Source organism: Nonomuraea sp. NPDC051298, assembly GCF_055586305.1.
Genome location: NZ_JBVJIM010000019.1, coordinates 155,106 through 173,407, shown reverse-complemented (window position 1 = coordinate 173,407; position 18,302 = coordinate 155,106). Strand labels below are relative to the sequence as shown.

Here is an 18,302-nt window from a genome sequence, read left to right as displayed (position 1 = left end):
CGGTTACATTCCGAACCCGGAAGTTAAGCTTCTCTGCGCCGATGGTACTGCACTCGGGAGGGTGTGGGAGAGTAGGTCACCGCCGGACAATCATTCAGGGTAGGGTCTGACACGGTTTGTGTCGGGCCCTTCCTGCATTTCTCGGGTCTTTTCTGCTGTGTTTCTGGACTTGTTTCCGGGGTTCTTTCCGGTGGTTCTGAGTGGTTGGTTGAAGTGCAACGAGGGCCACCCCCAGCAGCCGGGGTGGCCCTCTCTTGCGTTCGGGGACCTTGTGGTCAGGCGCGTTGCCACAGGGCGGGCACGTTGGGTGGTTCCCAGCCTGCCTGTGCCAGGTGCCCCTGCAGACACCGGTAAGACGCGCCTCCATACGTGACCTGGTCACCCGCCTGGTAGGTCACCCCAACCTGCCAGGTGCCGCCGCCCGGAGGCGGACTTGTCGGTGGGTTCGTGGGCGGTACGCCCGGGACGTTGAGCACGAAGTCGAACGTGGCCTCCCTGCCCGATCCGACGGTGCGGACGGTCATGAGGAGGCGGGGGTCGAAGATGGTGTCGGTGTTGTTGCGGGGTTCGCCCGGGAAGTAGAGCTGGGTCGTGAGGATCGGCCGGCCGGGGGCCTGGGCCTTGACGTGGATGTGCCGCGTACGTCCCGGATAGAGGCCGGGGAGGATCGTGGTCAGCTTGAAGGCGCCCTGGGCGTCTGTGTACTGGTGGCCACGGAAGTTGTACGTGACGTTGTCGTACGCGCCGTTCCTGTCGGCCTGCCAGAAGTCGAGCAGCACGTTGGCGAGGGGCTGGCAGGCGAGGCCGAAGACGTAGCCGCTGACCGTCAGCGGTGTGCCCGTGCCGGGCAGGACCGTGCGTTGCGGCGAGTTCGGCTTGAAGTACGGGCCCTCTGTCTGCGGGGGAGTGGGGTCGTCGCCGTCGTCGCAGTAGGGGGTCGGAGTGAGTGGTTCGCCGATTTCTGCGGCATTTCTAGCGAGAGCCGGTACCTGCCCGATCAGTAAGGGCACCGGCGTCGCTATGAGGGCCGCCTTGAACAGCGTCTTTCTGCTGATGCCGGCTTGCTTTCCGGTGCGAGTGTGCTCGCCTTCCACGATGGCCTCCTCTTGAGCGGCCCGCCGGGGGGTGGGGCAGGCTGTTTCCCAAGGTGGCACCCTGGCCGTCGTGGTGAGTACCCTCCATTTTTCTATATGGTCCGCAATATGTTCGCCCCGCGTACGGACTGTCGGCCGTGGTCAGTAGGGTTGAGGGGTGGATTATCGTGCGGTAGAACGCGCGATCCTGGATCGTGGCGTCGAGTGGGACTTCGAGCCGACGCTCGATCGGATCGCGGCCCTTCTTGACCTGCTCGGCTCGCCGCAGCGGGCGTACCCGGTCATACACATCGCCGGCACCAACGGCAAGACGAGCACGGCGCGGCTGATCGAGGCGCTGCTGAAGGAGCGCAACCTGCGGGTGGGGCGCTTCACCAGCCCGCATCTGGTGTCGATGCGCGAACGGATCACCGTGGACGGCGAGCCGCTGAGCGAGGAGCGCTTCGCCCAGGTCTATGAGGAGATCATCCCCTACGTCGAGCTGACCGACACGCAGGGGCGGCGCATCCAATTCTTCGAGCTGCTGACGGCGATGGCGTTCGCGGCCTTCGCCGACACCCCTGTCGACGTCGGCGTGATCGAGGCCGGGATGGGCGGGTCGTGGGACGCGACGAACGTCGCGGACGGCACGGTCGCGGTCGTCACCCCCATCTCACTCGACCACACCGACCGGCTGGGGCCCGACATCCCGAGCATCGCCACGGAGAAGGCGGGCATCATCAAGCCCGGCGCCACCGCCGTGTTGGCGCAGCAGGAGCTGGCCGCCGCCGAGGTGCTGATGAGGCGTGCGTCGGAGGTGGGCGCCGTGGTCGCACGCGAGGGCCTGGAGTTCGGGGTGCTGGCCCGCGAGGTGGCGCTCGGCGGGCAACTGCTCACGCTGCGCGGGCTCAAGGGCGTCTACGACGAGGTCTACCTGCCGCTCTACGGCGCGCACCAGGCCGGGAACGCCGCCTGCGCGCTGGCCGCCGTCGAGGCGCTGACCGGGGGAGACGATCCGCTCGACGTGGAGCTCGTGCGCCAGGCGTTCGCGCAGGCGTCCTCTCCCGGGCGGATGGAGGTCGTGCGGCGCACGCCGACGGTGGTGCTCGACGCGGCCCACAACCCCGGCGGCATGCAGGCGACGCTCGAAGGGCTGCACGAGGCGTTCGACTTCGCCAAGGTGATCGGCGTGGTCGCGGTCATGCGCGACAAGGATGTCGAGGGTCTGCTGGAGCTGCTCGAGCCGATTCTCGACGAGATCGTCGTCACGCGTAACTCCTCGCCCAGGGCCATGACGGCCCAGGAGCTGGCGTCGCTGGCCGAGCCGCTCTTCGGCGAAGACCGCGTGCACGTCGTCGATCGCCTCGACGACGCCATCGACAGGGGGATCGGCATCGCCGACGCCGAGGGCGAGTTCAGCGGCACGGGCGTGCTCATCACCGGGTCCGTCGTCACGGCGGGCGACGCGCGGTTGCTGCTCAAGGCGGACGGGGCCCGATGAACTTCCAGGTCACACCAGGCATGCGCAGGCTGGGCGCCACGGTGCTCGGCATGGAGGCCATCGTGGCCGGGCTGGTTACGCCCGTGGCGATCAGGGTGGGCGGGGTCGCGCCCGGGCTGGCCGTGGCGGTCGGCGTCGGCCTGGCCGTGCTGTGCGTGGTCGTCGCGGGCCTGCTCAAGAGGCCCTTCGGATACATTGCTGGCAGCGTCGTACAGGTGCTGGCGATCGGTACGGGCTTCGTCGTGCCGACCATGTTCTTCCTCGGGACGATCTTCGCCGCCCTGTGGATCACGGCGATTATCGTCGCTCGCCGTGTCGAGGGCGCTACAACCCGCTAAAGTCGGCCTACATGGCCGTCCCCCCGATAGAACGGCCGCCGTATCAGGCGCGCCTCAGCTCTCCGTGGCTGCTCGACACGTTGCTCGGGCTGCTCGTCGTGGCGGCGCTGCCCCTGGCGGTGGTCGCCGTTCCCAACACGCTCTCCGTCGTCGCCGGGCTGCTGCCGGGCGACCTCGACCAGGCCGGGCTCATGCGTACGCACGGGCTCGCCCTGCCCGCGCTGATGCTGACCGTCCCGCTCGCGGCGGTGGCCCTGCGGCGGCTGCCGGCGGCCCATCTGCTGCTGGGCGGGCTGGTGCTGGTGGCGTTGTCCGACGTCGCGGGCGGTTACGCGGGCTCGGAGTTCGTCGTCGGCGTCGTACGCGTGCTGCGCGGCGTGGGTGCGGGGGTCGTGCTGCCCGTCACGCTCGCCGCCGTGTGGGACCGCGCGCCGGTGCTGCGCGGCCTGTGGGTGGGCGTGTTCGGGCTGAGCCTGCTCACGGCGCAGGCCCTGGCGCTGTGGCCGCTCGACGAGGTGACGAGCTGGAAGGTCACGCTGCAGCCGTACCCGATGGTGACGGGGGTGGCGCTCGCGCTGGCCGCCGTGCACCTGGCGGTCTGGACGGCGGCAGGACGGCCGGCGACGGCGGTGCCCGGCGAGCAGGATCGCCGACGCTTGCTCTGGGCCGCGGCGCCGGCGGCCGCGATCGCCGCCCTCGCGATCGGCACGGCGAGCGAGGGGTGGCGTGCCGTGCCGGTGCTGGGGCTGGCCGCGGTGGCCGTGGCGGGGCTGCTGGTGCTGGCCTCGATCGGGAGCGTGGAGGGCCGTACGCCGGCGTACACGATGGTGGCGGTCGGCGTGGTGCTGCTGCCGAGCGCGGCCCAGGTGACGCTGGTGGAGATGGGCGGCCTCGGCGGGCCGGGGCTGCGCGGGCTGTGGCTGCCGTACGCGGTGGCCGGGGTGGTCGCGATCGCGGCGGCGGTGGCGGTGCGGTTGTTCGCACGGGGTGCGCGGTGGCTCGCGCCCTTGGGTCTGCTGGCCGTGGTGGCAGGGCTGTGCTTGGTGCGGCTCGTCGTGCCGTCGGCCGACGGGCTGGTGCTGGCGGTGCCGTTCAGCCTGCTCGCGGCGGGGGCGGCGGTGGCGGTGACGGCGGCGCTGCGGGAGTCCGGGATCGGGGCGGCGGTCTTCGGGCTGTCGTTGTGCTGTACGGGGGTGCTGACCGGGTTCCTGCTGGGCACCGGTGTGCAGATGACCATGCTCGACGGGGTGCGGACGGCTCAGGAGCTGGTCGACGGCTTCGTGGGGGCGCTGCACTGGTGGGCGTTGATCGGCGGGTTCCTGGTGGTGGCGGTGATCGTGCTGGCCTCCGTGATGGCCAGGCGGCCGGGGAAGGTGGAGGCAGGGGAGGCGTCCGTTCCGTGCGCAGGGGTGCTCGCTCCCGCGGACGTGCTGCTCGTACGGGCCCCGGCGGAGGAGCCGCGTGCCGGTGAGGCGGTGGCGTCCGTGTCGGCCAGAGCGGGCCTCCTGACGGGCGACGACGCGGAAAGGCGGGATCCGGTGCCCGCGGTCCCCTCCCAGGCGCAGTCGCCCGAGGACGACGCCTCCTCGTAGGGTCGCCGTGCCGCTCTCGTCGCCGGTGGTGTTCGCCGGGTTCACCTACGGAAACGAGGGTGGCGGCCGGGGGACGGTAAGCTGAGGGCCCTGCTACGGCGACGCGTGGGCGCGTGCCCCGCGACGCGTCTCGCGGCCCGGCCGGTGGCCCGCGGCCGCGACCCCACTCATGTACGAAGGAGAACTCCAAGTGTCCGAGCGCACTCTTGTCCTGATCAAGCCCGACGGGGTTAAGCGCGGCCTCATCGGTGACGTGATCTCGCGCGTGGAGCGCAAGGGCCTCCAGGTCGTGGCGATGGACCTGCGCACCCTCGACGCCGACACCGCCAAGGCGCACTACGCCGAGCACGCCGAGCGGCCGTTCTTCGGCGAGCTGGTCGAGTTCATCACCTCGGGGCCGCTCGTCGCCCTGGTGCTCGAGGGGCCGCGCGCCGTCGAGGCCTTCCGCGCGCTGGCCGGCGCCACCGACCCGGTGAAGTCGGCGCCCGGCACGATCCGCGGTGACCACGCCCTCGAGATCGGTGAGAACGTCGTCCACGGCTCCGACTCGCCCGAGTCGGCCGCGAGGGAGATCAAGATCTTCTTCCCGGACCGCTTCTAGCCCACTCAGCTCCGCGCGCCCGTGCAGCCCCGGCTGCGCGGGCGCGTTCGCTTTTCTGTCGGTGGGCTTGCGTAAGGTTCCGGTGTCACCGGCGATGGGCCGGGCTGGTGTCAGCGGGCGGAATTTTGTCGGACGGTTGCCGTAGGGTTTCTCGCAGTTGAGTGATGGACCGTTCCAGCCTCTGATCGGATGTTGTGGTGCAATCCGGGCAAAATTGCGGTTGAGGTAGAGGTTGGAGATTTTTGACAGGCGCGACGGCTCATTGCGCGCATCGGTGGGTACGTCACGTTACGATTCGAATTCAATCCGTAGTCACTCGCGAACGACGTTACGGAGGGCTCCGTTCCCCATGGGCAGCAAGCTCGCGTTCCTCGGCCGTGACATGGCGGTCGACCTGGGCACCGCCAACACGTTGGTCTACGTGCGTGGTCGCGGCATCGTGCTCAACGAGCCGTCAGTCGTCGCGATCAACACCGCGACCGGCAAGATCGTGGCGGTCGGCATCGAGGCCAAGCGCATGATCGGTCGTACGCCTGGCAACATCATCGCGGTTCGCCCGCTCAAGGACGGCGTGATCGCGGACTTCGATGTCACCGAACGAATGTTGCGATATTTCATCCAACGGGTGCACAGACGACGGCATTTCGCCAAGCCGCGCATCATCATCGCGGTGCCCAGCGGCATCACCAGCGTTGAGCAGCGGGCGGTGAAGGAGGCCGGTTACCAGGCGGGCGCCAGGAAGGTCTACATCGTCGAAGAGCCGATGGCCGCCGCCATCGGGGCGGGGCTGCCGGTGCACGAGCCGACCGGGAACATGGTGGTCGACATCGGCGGCGGCACCACCGAGGTGGCGATCATCTCGATGGGCGGCGTGGTCACCAGCCAGTCGATCAGGATCGGCGGCGACGAGCTCGACCAGGCGGTGATCGCGTTCGCCAAGAAGGAGTTCTCGCTGATGCTCGGCGAGCGCACCGCCGAGGAGATCAAGATCGCCATCGGCTCGGCGTGTCCGTACGGCGAGGAGTCGCACGCGGAGGTGCGCGGGCGTGACCTGGTCAGCGGGTTGCCCAAGACCATCATCGTGTCGAGCGAGGAGATCAGGAAGGCCATCGAAGAGCCGGTCAACGCGATCGTCGACGCGGTCAAGACCACGCTCGACAAGTGCCCGCCCGAGCTGTCCGGCGACATCATGGACCGCGGCATCGCCCTCACCGGCGGAGGCGCGCTGCTCAAGGGCCTCGACGAGCGGGTCAAGGCCGAGACGGGCATGCCCGTGCACATGGTCGACAACGCGCTCGACTCGGTCGCGATCGGGTCGGGCAAGTGCGCCGAGGAGTTCGAGGCCCTCCAGCAGGTCCTGGTGCCGGAGTCGCGGCACTGATGAGAGACTCTCGCCGTGCCCGGCTGATCCTGGGAGCGCTGCTGGCGGTGGCGCTGGTCGTCCTGACCGTCGATCACCGCACCGGCGACAGCTCACCGCTGCGCCCGCTGCGGGCGGCCGGGGCCTACGTGCTCGGCACGGCGGAGACGTTCGGCGGCGGGGTGCTGCGGCCCGTGGGCGGGTTCCTGCACGCGATCGTGACCGCGCCGAGCGCCCAGGAGCGCATCGAGGCGCTCAAGGCGGAGAACGCCAAGCTCCGGTCCGGCCTGCTGGCCGACAAGCTCAACGCCGACCGCGCCAAGGAGCTGAAGCAACTGCTCGGGCTGGCCGGGACCGGCGGCTACAAGGTCGTGCCGGGCAACGTGGTGGCCCGGCGGGGGCAGCCGGGTTTCGAGGACGCCGTGCAGATCGACCTCGGCACCGCTGACGGGGTGCGGCCCGAGATGACCGTGCTCAACGGAGACGGGCTGGTGGGGCGGGTTCTGCAGGCCACGTCGCGCACCTCGACGGTGGTGCTGATCAGCGATCCCGCCTCGGCCACCGGGGCGCGGCTGGAGGGCGGCAAGGAGATCGGCGTCGTGCACGGCGTGGGGGAGTACGGGCGGCTCGTGCAGTTCCGGCTGCTCGACTCCACGGCGCCGCTCAGCAGGGGCGGGCGCATCGTGAGCTTCGGGTCGCAGCACGGGCGGCCGTACGTGCCTGGGGTGCCGATCGGGGTCATCGAGCGGGTGGAGTCGACGCCGGGGGAGCTGACGCGGATCGCCTACGCGCGGCCGTACGCGGATCTGACGGCCCTCGACGTCGTGGGCGTGGTGGTCGAGGCGCCCAAGCGCGACCCCCGTGACGCCGTGCTGCCCGCCAAGGAGGGTGCACGGTGATCGGCGGGGTCTTCGTGGTGCTGGCGTTGCTGGTGCAGGTGATGTTCGTCAACCGGTTGCCGCTGCCTGCCGGGGGTTCGCCCGACCTGGTGCTGCTCACCGTCATCGGGGTGGCGCTGACCAGGGGGGCCGGGCCCGGCGCCGTTCTGGGGTTCTGTGCCGGGCTGCTGGTCGACCTCATGCCGCCGTCCGCCCATCTCGTCGGCCAATACGCGTTCGTGCTGGCGCTGGTCGGCTACGTCGCCGGGCGGGGCGCGGGCGGGCCGGCCACCACCGTCGTGTTGTGCGTGCTGATCGCGCCGCTGCTGGCCGCGGCCGTGGGCGGCCTGATCTCCGATCCGCGGGTGTCGATGTCCACGCTGACCCAGCAGGTGCCCGTCACGATCGTCTACACGCTGCTGGTCTCGCCGATCGTGATCTGGCTGACCACACGGGGCAGAGCGGCGAGGTTCTCGACATGACCAGGATGCGCGCCCGGCTGCTGGTGTTGCACCTGCTCGTGCTGACCCTGCTCGTCGTGCTGGCCGTACGCCTGTGGCAGGTGCAGGTGGTGCGCGGGCAGGAGTTCGTGACCCGGGCCACCGAGACCCGGACGCGGGCGGTGCTCGTACCGGCGGTGCGCGGGCAGATCCTCGACTCGTCGGGGCGGCCCCTGGTGCGCAACAAGACCGCGCTGGTCGTCTCCGTCGACCGGACCCGGCTGTCGCGGATGAAGGACGGCGGCGTCAAGGTGCTGGGCAAGCTGTCGGCGGTGCTCGGGCGGCCGGTCGCCGACCTGCAGCAGCGCATCACGCCCTGCGGGCCCGGCGTGGGCAAGCCGTGCTGGACAGGGTCGCCTTACCAGCCGGTTCCGCTGGACGAGAAGGTCGACACCCGTGAGGCGCTGCAGATCCTCGAGCGCCAGGAGGAGTTCCCCGGGGTGACGGCGGAGATCCACTCCGTCCGGCAATATCCGGGGGGCCGGGCCGCGGCGCAGATGCTCGGCTACCTCCAGCCGGTGACCGAGGCCGAGCTGGAGGAGCGGGAGGGGCTGAAGGCCAGCTTCTCGGGGGTCGACCTGGCTGGGCGCGACGGGCTCGAATACGTCTACGACGAGGCGTTGCGGGGCAAGTCGGGGCTGCGCAGGGTCCAGGTCGACCGGATGGGCAAGGCGCTCGGGCTCGAGGAGCAGATCACGCCCGTTCCCGGAGACCACCTGGTGACCAGCATCGACTCGCGGGTGCAGGCCGTGACGGAGAAGGCGCTGAGCAACGCGATGAAGTCCGCGCCCGGGGCCGACGGCGGGGCCGCCGTGGTGCTCGACGCCCGTACGGGGCGGGTGGTGGCGCTCGCCAGCGCGCCCGGGTACGACCCGGAGATCTGGGGCGGCGGCATCTCGGCGCGCGGCTACCAATGGCTGCTGTCGGACAAGTCGGGCAAGCCGCTCGTGTCACGGGCGATCAACGGGCAGTTCGCGCCGGGTTCGACGTTCAAGATCACGTCGGTGGCGTCCATGTTGCGGGCGGGTTATCCGCTGAACGGCCAATACGGCTGCCCCGGCTCCTACGCGGTGGGCGGCCGGGCCTTCAACAACTTCCGCGGCATCGGGCTGGGCACGCTCACCCTGCACACGGCGCTGGTCAAGTCGTGCGACACGATCTTCTACAAGGCCGCCTACGAGCAGTACCTCAAAGACGGCGGGCGCTATCCGAAGCGCAAGCCGAAGGAGGTCTTCGCGAACATCGCCAGGTCGTTCGGCTTCGGCCGGCCGACCGGGGTCGACCTGCCCGGCGAGTCGGGGGGCCGCATCCCCGACCGGGCCTGGAAGAAGGACCTGTGGAACAGGACCAACGCGATCAACTGCGAACGCTCCCGCAAGGGCTATCCGGAGGTGAAGGACAGGGCGCGGGCCGACTTCCTCAAGCGGCTGGCGCTGGAGAACTGCACCGAGGGGTTCCTGCTGCGGCCAGGTGACTCGGCCAACTTCTCCATCGGGCAGGGCGATGTGCTGGTGACGCCGATGCAACTGGCCAGGGCGTACATGGCGCTGGTGAGCGACGGCAAGGTGCGCAGCCCGCGGATCGGGTGGGCGCAGGTGCGGCCCGACGGCACGGTGGTGCGTACGATTCCGGTGCCGGTGGTGGGCAAGCTGCCGCTGACCGAGAAGGAGCGGCTCTACATCAAGAACGCGCTGAGCCAGGTGGCCCAGGACGGCACGGCCGCGGGGGCCTTCGCCGGGTTCCCGATGGACAAGGTGCGGGTGGGGGGCAAGACCGGTACCGCCGAGGTCTGGGGGAAGAAGGACACCTCGTGGTTCGCCTCGTTCGCGCCTACCAAGAATCCGCAGTACGTGGTGGTCGCGATGGTCTCCCAGGGTGGGATGGGGGCGCAGACGGCGGCTCCGGCGGTCCGGGAGATCTACGAGGGCATCTACGGGATCAAGCGGAAGCCGGCTGTGCCCGGTGGGCGGCTGACGACGCGGCTGCCCCGGTTCGCCCCTGACGGAACGGTGGCCGGAGGATGAGCCGGGGGATGAGCCGGGGGGCGCGGGTGCCGACGCGGGCCGGGGCGGGGGCCGCTGGGATGAGGGACGCCGGGGTGGGGGCTTGTGCGGCGGCGTCGCTTCCCGTGCCGGGCCTGCGCGGGCGGCACCGGGGTTGTGCTGAGGCTGGGGCGAGGGCTCTGGGGCGCGCCGGTGGGCCTCCAGCGGCCGTCGGAGGGGTGGGGGGTGGGTCTGATGCGGGCTGCCGGGGGTCGGCGGCTCTGAGGCGGGGTTGTGGGGCCTCTGGGGCGGTGTCTGGGGTGCGTGGTCGCGCGGCATCGGGAACGCGGTCTGCGGTGTGGGGATGCGTGGATGGCGTTGGCGTGGTGGGGCGGGCGTCTACGGCTGTGGTGAGGGGTGTGGGGCGGGGTCAGGTGGCTTGCGGGATGAGAGGTAAGGAGCGGGGAGCGGCTGTTGGGATAGGGGATGTGAAGCGGGCGTCAAGGGCTGGGAAGAGGGGTGTGGGGCGGGCGTCTGCGGGTGGGGTGGCGGGTGTGGGGCGGGCGTCTGCGGTTGGGGTGAGGGATGTGAGGCGGGCGTCGGCGGCCGGGATGAGGGGTGTGGGGCGGGCGTCAACGGCTGGCGTGAGGGGCGTGGGGCGGGTGCCAGTGGCTGAGGTGACGGGTGTGGGGCGGAATGTGGCTTGTGTTGTGAGCGGTGTGCGGCGGGGTGGTGTGGTGGCTTGTGGGGTGAGCGGTGTGGGGCGGGGGAGTGTGGCTGTTGGGAGGCGAGGTGTGAGGGCGTGGGGGTGTGGGGTTTTTGGGGGGCGAGTTGTGTGGGTGCGGTGGGTGGGGTGTGAGGTCTGGGCGGTCCGTCGTGGGGGTGGTGGTTCTTTGGGTGTCAGAGGACCTTTGCGGGTGTGTGGTGGCGGTGGGACGGGGGGTGGGTGATGAGCATGCGGGCTGTGGCGATTCGGCGGCCTTCGCTGTTGCGGCGGATGGCGCGCGAGAACTCGACCGTGCGTCGGCTCGACGGGCTCATGCTGGTCGCGGTGGCCGGGCTGTGCGTGATCGGCACGCTGCTGGTGTGGTCGTCCACCAGGACCTGGGCGCCCGGGTCCACGGGGCTGGTGAAGAAGCACCTGCTCAACGAGGCCATCGGCGTGGTGTTGTGCGGGCTCGTGGCCATGGTGGACCATCGGGCGATGCGGGCGTACGCGCCGCTGGTGTTCCTGTTGTCGCTGGTCGGGCTGGGGCTGGTGATCACGCCGCTGGGGGCGACGATCAACGGGTCGCACTCGTGGATCCTGCTCGGCGGGGGCTTCGCGGTGCAGCCGTCGGAGTTCGCCAAGGTGGGGTTGCTGCTGATCATCGCGATGCTGCTGGCGCAGCCGGCCGAGGGGACCGATCGGCCGCGCGGGCTGGACGTGATGCTGGCGTTGTTCGCGGCGGTGCTCACGATGGGGCTGGTGATGCTCCAGCCGGACCTGGGCACCGCGCTGGTGCTGGCGGTGATCACGGCTGCCGGGCTGGTCATCTCGGGCGTGCGTAAACGCTGGCTCGCGCTGCTGTCGCTGATCGCGGGCATCGGGGTGTTCGCGGTGTTCTACTTCCAGATGCTGGAGCCGTACCAGGTGGCGCGGTTCACCGCGTTCGTCGATCCGAGCGTGGACCCGCGCGGCGTGGGCTACAACAGCACGCAGTCGATGATCGCGATTGGGTCGGGGCAGCTCTTCGGAAAGGGGCTGCTGGGCGGCGGGCAGACGACCGGGCGGTTCGTGCCCGAGCAGCACACCGACTTCATCTTCACGGTGGCCGGGGAGGAGTTCGGCTTCCTCGGGTCGGTCACGGTGGTGGTGCTGCTCGGGGTCGTGCTGCTCCGCGGGCTGAAGATCGCCCGGCAGTGCGAGGACAGGTTCGGGACGCTGGTCGCGGGCACGATCGTGTGCTGGTTCACGTTCCAGACGTTCATCAATGTGGGGATGACGATCGGCATCATGCCGATCACCGGGCTGCCGCTGCCGTTCGTGTCGTACGGCGGTACCGCCACGTTCGCGAACCTGATCGCGGTCGGGCTTCTTCAGGCCATCAGGGTACGAAGACAGTCGTTCAGTTAGAAGCGGGTTCCCGGCTCACCGCGAGGAGCGCCGCCTGCTGGTCGCGAGTCATGTCGTAGCCGTTCACGACCTGGAGAGCGGGGTGATCGCCGTCGAACCGACCTGCTACGAGGGTCATCACGTGCTGGTGCTCAGCGGGAACGGCATGGACATCCCCGGGCCCGCCACCGCCTGAGCGCCGCTACGCTTGGCGGTATGTCTGTCGAGTCGATATTCCCCCGCCTGGAAGCGCTGCTGCCCAAGGTGCAGAAGCCCATCCAGTACGTCGGGGGTGAGCTCAACTCGACCGTCAAGGAGTGGGACTCCGCCGACGTGCGGTGGGCGCTGATGTACCCCGACGCCTATGAGGTCGGGCTGCCCAACCAGGGCGTGGCGATCCTCTACGAGATCCTCAACGAGCTTCCCGGCACCCTGGCCGAGCGCACGTACGCGGTCTGGCCCGACCTGGAGAAGCTCATGCGGAGCGAGGGCGTCCCGCAGTTCACCGTCGACGCGCATCGGCCGGTGCGCGCCTTCGACGTGCTCGGGGTGTCGTTCTCGACCGAGCTGGGCTACACCAACATGCTGACCGCGCTCGACCTGGCCGGCATCCCGCTGTCGGCCGTCGACCGCGGCGACGACGACCCGATCGTGCTCGCGGGCGGCCACGCGGCGTTCAATCCCGAGCCGATCGCCGACTTCCTCGACGCGGCCGTGCTCGGCGACGGGGAGCAGATCGCCATCGCCATCACCGAGGTCATCCGGGAGTGGAAGGCCGAGGGCAGACCCGGCGGGCGTGACGAGCTGCTGATGCGGCTGGCCGAGTCCGGCGGGGTCTACGTGCCGAAGTTCTACGACGTCGACTACCACGCCGACGGCCGCATCAAGCGCGTCGCGCCCAACCGGCCCGAGGTGCCGTGGCGCGTGCACAAGCACACGGTGATGGACCTCGACGAGTGGCCCTATCCGAAGAAGCCGCTGGTGCCGCTGGCCGAGACGGTGCACGAGCGGTTCAGCGTGGAGATCTTCCGCGGCTGCACGCGGGGCTGCCGGTTCTGCCAGGCGGGCATGATCACGCGTCCGGTGCGGGAGCGGTCGATCACCACGATCGGGGCGATGGTCGAGAACGGCATCAAGCAGTCCGGGTTCAACGAGGTCGGCCTGCTGTCGCTGTCGTCCGCCGACCACTCCGAGATCGGCGACGTCGCCAAGGGACTGGCCGACCGCTACGAGGGCACCAACACCTCCCTGTCGCTGCCTTCCACCAGGGTCGACGCGTTCAACATCGACCTGGCCAACGAGTTCTCCAGGAACGGCAGGCGTTCGGGCCTGACGTTCGCGCCCGAGGGCGGCTCGGAGCGCATGCGCAAGGTGATCAACAAGATGGTCACCGAGGAAGACCTGATCCGCACCGTCACCACGGCCTATTCGCAGGGCTGGCGGCAGGTCAAGCTCTACTTCATGTGCGGGCTGCCCACCGAGCAGGACGAAGACGTGCTGGCCATCGCCGACCTGGCCAAGAAGGTCATCAGGGCCGGCCGCGAGACGACCGGCAGCCGCGACATCCGGTGCACGGTCTCCATCGGGGGGTTCGTGCCCAAGCCGCACACCCCGTTCCAGTGGGCGGGGCAGGCCGACCACGAGACCGTCGACCGGCGGCTCAAGGCGCTGCGCGACTCGCTCAGGGGCGACAGGGAGTTCGGGCGGGCCGTCGGCTTCCGCTATCACGACGGCAAGCCGTCCATCGTGGAGGGCCTGCTGTCGCGGGGCGACCGCAGGGTCGGGGCCGTGATCAGGGCCGTGTGGGAGGACGGCGGCCGGTTCGACGGGTGGAGCGAGCACTTCTCGTACGAACGCTGGATGGCCGCCGCCGAGAAGGCGGGCGTCGACGTCGACTGGTACACCACCCGCGAGCGGGAGGAGAACGAGGTCCTGCCGTGGGACCACCTCGACGCCGGTCTCGACCGCGAATGGCTGTGGCAGGACTGGCAGGAGGCCGTCTCCGGCGGTGAGGTCGAAGACTGCCGCTGGACCCCGTGCTACGACTGCGGTGTCTGCCCGACCATGGGCACCGAAATTCAAATCGGCCCAACAGGGCGAAAACTCCTTCCTCTTACGGTGGTCTAGCGCGCTCAGTGGGCGAGCCGTGCCTCGGCGTACACGTCCATGCGCCGAGGCGGCTTATCCTGGGACGAGGAACTCTTACAAGGGAAGGACGACAAGCTCTGAAACCTGTTCCCGAAGGGCCTCCGCCCGCGCCCACGGTGCAGCGCCTGCGTGTGCGTTACGCCAAGCGCGGCCGCCTGCGCTTCACCAGCCACCGCGACATCTCGCGGGCCGTCGAGAGGGCGGTCCGCCGTGCCGGCATTCCGGTGGCTTACAGCGCGGGTTTCTCGCCCCACCCGAAGATCTCCTACGCGGGCGCGGCGCCGACCGGCGTCGCCAGCGAAGCCGAATACCTCGAGATCGGTGTTACCGCGCCGTGCGACCCCGGCCAGGTCAGACTGAGCCTGGACGAGTCGTTGCCGCCTGGGCTCGATGTGCTCGACGTTGTGGAGGCGGGTCCGGGTGGGCTGGCCGATCGCTTGGAGGTCTCCGACTGGGAGGTACGGCTGCCCGGTGCCGATCGCGAACTCGCCGAGGTGGCGGCGCAGAAGTTTCTCGCGGCAGACATGGTGGAAGTCGAGCGCCTGACCAAGAAGGGTCCCCGCCGCTTCGACGCGCGGCAGGCCGTCCTGAGGCTCACGGTGTCCGAGGGAACAGACAGAACCGCAGCTCAGGTGGTTGGAGGGCCGTGTGTCATACTGCGCATGGTCGTTCGGCACCTGACGCCTGCCGTTCGACCCGACGATGTGCTCACAGGGCTGCGCCTTGTGGCCGACTTCGCGCCGCCGGTTCCCCCCGAGGTGACCAGGCTGGCGCAGGGGCCACTCGACGCGAGCACCGGTGCACTTGCCGATCCGCTCGGCCTTGACCGCGACATCACGCGCGGCGGCGACGAGGCGGAACCGGCGGGTGAGCACGTCGCCGGTTAAGGAAGTGCCCGGCAAGAGTCGAGCACGACCGCTGACAGGACTTGGCGCCGGCGCGCTCTCCGCGAGAGCGCCGGCGGACAACGAGACACGAGGGCTCCTGCGCGGCGCGGCGACGCGCCCGGGAGCTGACGGGAGAGCGCCCGCATGCTCGACAACGAGCCCAACGCCGGGGCCAATGGCCCTGACGGGGAGACAATTGAACAGCCCACGGTGACCAGGCGTCGCCGCTCCAGCCGGCCCGCGGGTCCTCCGCCGGAGCCCGAGGAGCCTGCCTCCGTCCCGGTCACCGTCGTGGCGGCGCAGACGGCGCCGTCCGTGGCCGATGTGCAGTCCGTGCAGAGCCACGCCGTGCAGCGCGCGGCCGGAGAGCCGGCCGCCGAGCTGCTGACGGCGGCGGGCCGTGGCGGCCAGGCCGCCGCGGAGAGCGGCGTCGGCACGACGCTCGGGAACGGCGCTGCCGTGAGCAGGCCCGAGGGCGGCGTCGCGGAGAGCCCGGTCGAGGTGGCCGTGGCCGAGGCCGTCGCCGAGAGCGCGGCGGGAACCGGTTCCGAGGACGTCGCCGAGGCCGTGTCCGAGAAGCCCAAGAGGGCCACCCGGACGCGGTCCACCGCGACGACCACCCGTCGGCGTACGACGAAGAAGGCCGCCGAGGCCGAGGCCCAGCCGGAGGCCGCGGGAGCGCTCCCGGAGGGCACGACGCCCGCCGAGACCGCCGAGGCCGTCGCGGAGGAGCCCGCGAGGCGGCGCAGGACGCGTAAGAAGACCGAGCAGGAAGAGGCGCCGGCCGCAGAGGTGCGCTCCGTGGAGGATTCCGCGGCGCGGGCCGGTGCGGTGGCGGCGGCCCCCGCCGAGAGGGCCGAGGTCGCGGCGCCCTCGGGCGGTGCCGAGGCCGGTGCGCCGTTCGGCGCCGAGGCCGGTGAGACCGCCGAGGCCGGACGGGCGACCAGGGCCGAAGAGCCCGCTGTGGCCGGACGGGCCGTGGAGGCCGGTACGCAGGCGTGGGCCGCCGAGGCGGGTGCCGAGGACGAGGACATCCTGGAGAGCCTGCCCGAGGACGAGCCGCTCGACGACGAGCCCGCCGGCGAGGACCTCGACGAGGACGCCATGCGGCCCAGCCTGCTGGCCGACCCCTTCGGGCTGACCGCGCGCAGGCAGGACGAGCAGGGCACCGCGTTCCAGCGGCCGGCGGCCATCTTCGCGCCGCTGTTCCAGGCGCCCGACCCCACCCAGGGCAAGCCCGCCGTCACCAGGAAGGCCGAGCCGGAGCCCGTCGCCGAGCCCGAAGCGCCCGAGGAGGCCGAGGAGCCGGTCGACGAGGCGGCGGCCGAGGACGAGACCGACCTCGACACCGGCGACGAGCAGGAAGAAGAAGAGGAGGGCGGCGGCCGTCGTCGTCGCCGTCGCAGGGGCGGCAGGGGCCGGGGCAAGGCCCGCGACCGCGACGAGTCCGACGACGGCGAGGAGTCCGAGGAAGAGGCCGAGGAAGAGCCGGCCGAGGAGGCCGGCGACGAGGACGCCTCGTCCTCACGCCGCCGCCGCAGGCGCCGCCGCCGGGGCACCGACGATGGCGCCGAGCCGGCCGGCGACGACCCGCCGAACACCGTGGTACGCATCCGCGCGCCGCGCTCGGGCCGTACGGCGACGCTCGACACCGCCACCGACGGCGTGCAGAGCGTGCGCGGCTCCACCCGGCTGGAGGCCAAGAAGCAGCGCCGCCGCGAGGGGCGCGAGCTGGGCCGCAGGCGTCCGCCGATCATCACCGAGTCGGAGTTCCTGGCCCGTCGCGAGTCGGTCGACCGCATGATGGTGGTGCGCCGCCACGGCGACCGTACGCAGATCGCGGTGCTGGAGGACGGCGTCCTCGTCGAGCACTACGTCAACCGCGAGGCCAGCCAGTCCTACGTCGGCAACGTCTACCTGGGCAAGGTCCAGAACGTGCTGCCGTCGATGGAGGCGGCGTTCGTGGACATCGGCAAGGGCAGGAACGCCGTCCTGTACGCCGGTGAGGTGAACTTCGACACCGCCGGCCTGGAAGGTCAGCCGAAGCGGATCGAGGCGGCGCTGAAGTCCGGCCAGTCGGTGCTCGTGCAGGTCACGAAGGACCCGATCGGTCACAAGGGCGCCCGGCTCACCTCGCAGATCAGCCTTCCCGGGCGATACCTGGTGTACGTGCCGGACGGGTCGATGACCGGCATCAGCCGCAAGCTGCCCGACAAGGAGCGCACGCGGCTCAAGAGCATCCTGAAGAAGGTCATGCCCGAGAACGCCGGCGTGATCGTCCGCACCGCGGCCGAGGGCGCCTCGGAGGACGAGCTGGCCCGCGACGTGGCCCGGCTGTCGGCGCAGTGGGAGAACATCCAGAAGAAGGCCAAGTCGGCCAGCCCGCCCGAGCTGCTGTCGGCCGAGCCCGACCTGACCATCCGGGTCGTCCGCGACGTCTTCAACGAGGACTTCACGAACCTGGTCGTCCAGGGCGGCGACGCGTGGGACACGGTCGACGACTACGTCAAGTACGTCGCCCCGCACCTGGCCGAGCGCCTGTCGAAGTGGGACGGCGACCAGGGCGACGTGTTCGGGTCGTACCGGATCGACGAGCAGCTCGCCAAGGCGCTCGAACGCAAGGTGTGGCTGCCGAGCGGCGGCTCGCTGGTGATCGACCGTACCGAGGCGATGACCGTCGTCGACGTCAACACCGGCAAGTTCACCGGGCAGGGCGGCAACCTCGAGGAGACCGTCACCAGGAACAACCTGGAGGCGGCCGAGGAGATCGTCCGCCAGCTCAGGCTGCGCGACATCGGCGGCATCATCGTCATCGACTTCATCGACATGGTGCTGGAGTCCAATCGCGACCTGGTGCTGCGGCGGCTGCTGGAGTGCCTGGCCCGCGACAGGACCAAGCACCAGGTGGCCGAGGTGACCTCGCTGGGGCTGGTCCAGATGACGCGTAAGCGGGTCGGCCAGGGGCTGCTCGAGGCGTTCTCGACGCCGTGCGAGTGCTGCAACGGGCGTGGGCTGCTGGTCTCCACGGAGCCGGTCGAGTCCAAGCCGGAGGCGCGCGGCACGCAGGGGAAGATGGCCGTGGAGAAGGCGGTCTCCGACAAGGTTTCCGCGGCCAAGGACTCCTCCGGCCGTGATACCGTGACCGGTGCGCTTGATGACGTCCCGGCCGAGGACGACCAGGCAAGCCAGACTTCCGGCAGGGGGCGGCGACGCTCCCGCCGAGCCAAGTCGGCCGAGTAGTTTCTCGGCAGACTTCCGATGATCCGCCCGGTTCGCCTAGGGCACCGTTAATCCGGTACCCTGGTGAACCGGTGCGTCAGGTGACGCGCCCTGTTGGCGCGCTTGCT

General features: G+C 70.5%; 13 protein-coding genes and 1 rRNA gene. 13 read left to right on the top strand and 1 reads right to left on the bottom strand.

All coding sequences use genetic code 11. From position 1 onward, the window contains the following. Window positions 1-88, top strand: a 5S ribosomal RNA gene (gene rrf / locus ACZ6S0_RS39395); the annotation flags it as partial. A 187-nt stretch (window positions 89-275) separates the two neighbouring features. Here the strand turns inward: rrf and ACZ6S0_RS39390 are convergent. Beyond that, window positions 276-1,094: a dioxygenase family protein gene (locus ACZ6S0_RS39390; RefSeq protein WP_465924427.1), complete on the bottom strand. Its 819-nt coding sequence runs from the start codon at window positions 1,092-1,094 to the stop codon at window positions 276-278. Window positions 1,095-1,251: 157 nt separating this feature from the next. Here ACZ6S0_RS39390 and ACZ6S0_RS39385 point away from each other — a divergent pair, with 157 nt between their 5' ends. From ACZ6S0_RS39385 to ACZ6S0_RS39330, 12 genes are all read left to right on the top strand, one after another. Next, the gene (locus ACZ6S0_RS39385) at window positions 1,252-2,574 is read left to right on the top strand and encodes a bifunctional folylpolyglutamate synthase/dihydrofolate synthase (RefSeq protein WP_465924426.1); all 1,323 of its coding nucleotides are present in this window, start codon (window positions 1,252-1,254) and stop codon (window positions 2,572-2,574) included. Further along, window positions 2,571-2,912, top strand: a complete 342-nt coding sequence (locus tag ACZ6S0_RS39380) for a DUF4233 domain-containing protein (protein WP_465924425.1) — start codon at window positions 2,571-2,573, stop codon at window positions 2,910-2,912. Before ACZ6S0_RS39385 ends, ACZ6S0_RS39380 begins: the two co-directional genes overlap by 4 nt. Window positions 2,913-2,923: 11 nt before the next feature. Then, window positions 2,924-4,504, top strand: a complete 1,581-nt coding sequence (locus tag ACZ6S0_RS39375; RefSeq protein ID WP_465924424.1) for a hypothetical protein — start codon at window positions 2,924-2,926, stop codon at window positions 4,502-4,504. 190 nt (window positions 4,505-4,694) lie between these two features. Further along, entirely contained in the window at window positions 4,695-5,105 is a 411-nt protein-coding gene (gene ndk / locus ACZ6S0_RS39370; RefSeq protein ID WP_465924423.1) for a nucleoside-diphosphate kinase, read from the top strand. Between the two features lie 349 nt (window positions 5,106-5,454). Beyond that, window positions 5,455-6,486, top strand: a complete 1,032-nt coding sequence (locus ACZ6S0_RS39365; protein WP_344890630.1) for a rod shape-determining protein — start codon at window positions 5,455-5,457, stop codon at window positions 6,484-6,486. Then, a complete protein-coding gene (mreC, locus tag ACZ6S0_RS39360) occupies window positions 6,486-7,364 on the top strand; it encodes a rod shape-determining protein MreC (protein ID WP_465924422.1) in 879 nt (292 codons plus the stop codon). Before ACZ6S0_RS39365 ends, mreC begins: the two co-directional genes overlap by 1 nt. Further along, window positions 7,361-7,825 (top strand): rod shape-determining protein MreD, encoded by a 465-nt coding sequence (gene mreD, locus ACZ6S0_RS39355; protein WP_465924421.1) that lies wholly within the window; start codon window positions 7,361-7,363, stop codon window positions 7,823-7,825. The genes mreC and mreD overlap by 4 nt, the downstream gene beginning before the upstream one ends. Then, window positions 7,822-9,867, top strand: a complete 2,046-nt coding sequence (gene mrdA / locus ACZ6S0_RS39350; protein WP_465924420.1) for a penicillin-binding protein 2 — start codon at window positions 7,822-7,824, stop codon at window positions 9,865-9,867. The genes mreD and mrdA overlap by 4 nt, the downstream gene beginning before the upstream one ends. 913 nt (window positions 9,868-10,780) lie before the next feature. Further along, window positions 10,781-11,941, top strand: a complete 1,161-nt coding sequence (gene rodA, locus ACZ6S0_RS39345) for a rod shape-determining protein RodA (RefSeq protein WP_465924430.1) — start codon at window positions 10,781-10,783, stop codon at window positions 11,939-11,941. Between the two features lie 195 nt (window positions 11,942-12,136). Beyond that, window positions 12,137-14,047: a TIGR03960 family B12-binding radical SAM protein gene (locus ACZ6S0_RS39340; protein ID WP_465924419.1), complete on the top strand. Its 1,911-nt coding sequence runs from the start codon at window positions 12,137-12,139 to the stop codon at window positions 14,045-14,047. A gap of 152 nt (window positions 14,048-14,199) precedes the next feature. Beyond that, window positions 14,200-14,955, top strand: a complete 756-nt coding sequence (locus ACZ6S0_RS39335) for a TIGR03936 family radical SAM-associated protein (protein WP_465924418.1) — start codon at window positions 14,200-14,202, stop codon at window positions 14,953-14,955. A gap of 144 nt (window positions 14,956-15,099) precedes the next feature. Beyond that, window positions 15,100-18,195: an Rne/Rng family ribonuclease gene (locus ACZ6S0_RS39330; protein ID WP_465924417.1), complete on the top strand. Its 3,096-nt coding sequence runs from the start codon at window positions 15,100-15,102 to the stop codon at window positions 18,193-18,195. Window positions 18,196-18,302 lie beyond the last annotated feature (107 nt).

Bases quoted from the DNA above. Each gene is read 5' to 3' on its own strand.
- ACZ6S0_RS39380 (WP_465924425.1), top strand. From the start codon at position 2,571: ATGAACTTCCAGGTCACACCAGGCATGCGCAGGCTGGGCGCCACGGTG.
- ACZ6S0_RS39375 (WP_465924424.1), top strand. From the start codon at position 2,924: ATGGCCGTCCCCCCGATAGAACGGCCGCCGTATCAGGCGCGCCTCAGC.
- ACZ6S0_RS39365 (WP_344890630.1), top strand. From the start codon at position 5,455: ATGGGCAGCAAGCTCGCGTTCCTCGGCCGTGACATGGCGGTCGACCTG.
- mreC (WP_465924422.1), top strand. From the start codon at position 6,486: ATGAGAGACTCTCGCCGTGCCCGGCTGATCCTGGGAGCGCTGCTGGCG.
- mrdA (WP_465924420.1), top strand. From the start codon at position 7,822: ATGACCAGGATGCGCGCCCGGCTGCTGGTGTTGCACCTGCTCGTGCTG.
- rodA (WP_465924430.1), top strand. From the start codon at position 10,781: ATGCGGGCTGTGGCGATTCGGCGGCCTTCGCTGTTGCGGCGGATGGCG.
- ACZ6S0_RS39340 (WP_465924419.1), top strand. From the start codon at position 12,137: ATGTCTGTCGAGTCGATATTCCCCCGCCTGGAAGCGCTGCTGCCCAAG.
- ACZ6S0_RS39330 (WP_465924417.1), top strand. From the start codon at position 15,100: ATGCTCGACAACGAGCCCAACGCCGGGGCCAATGGCCCTGACGGGGAG.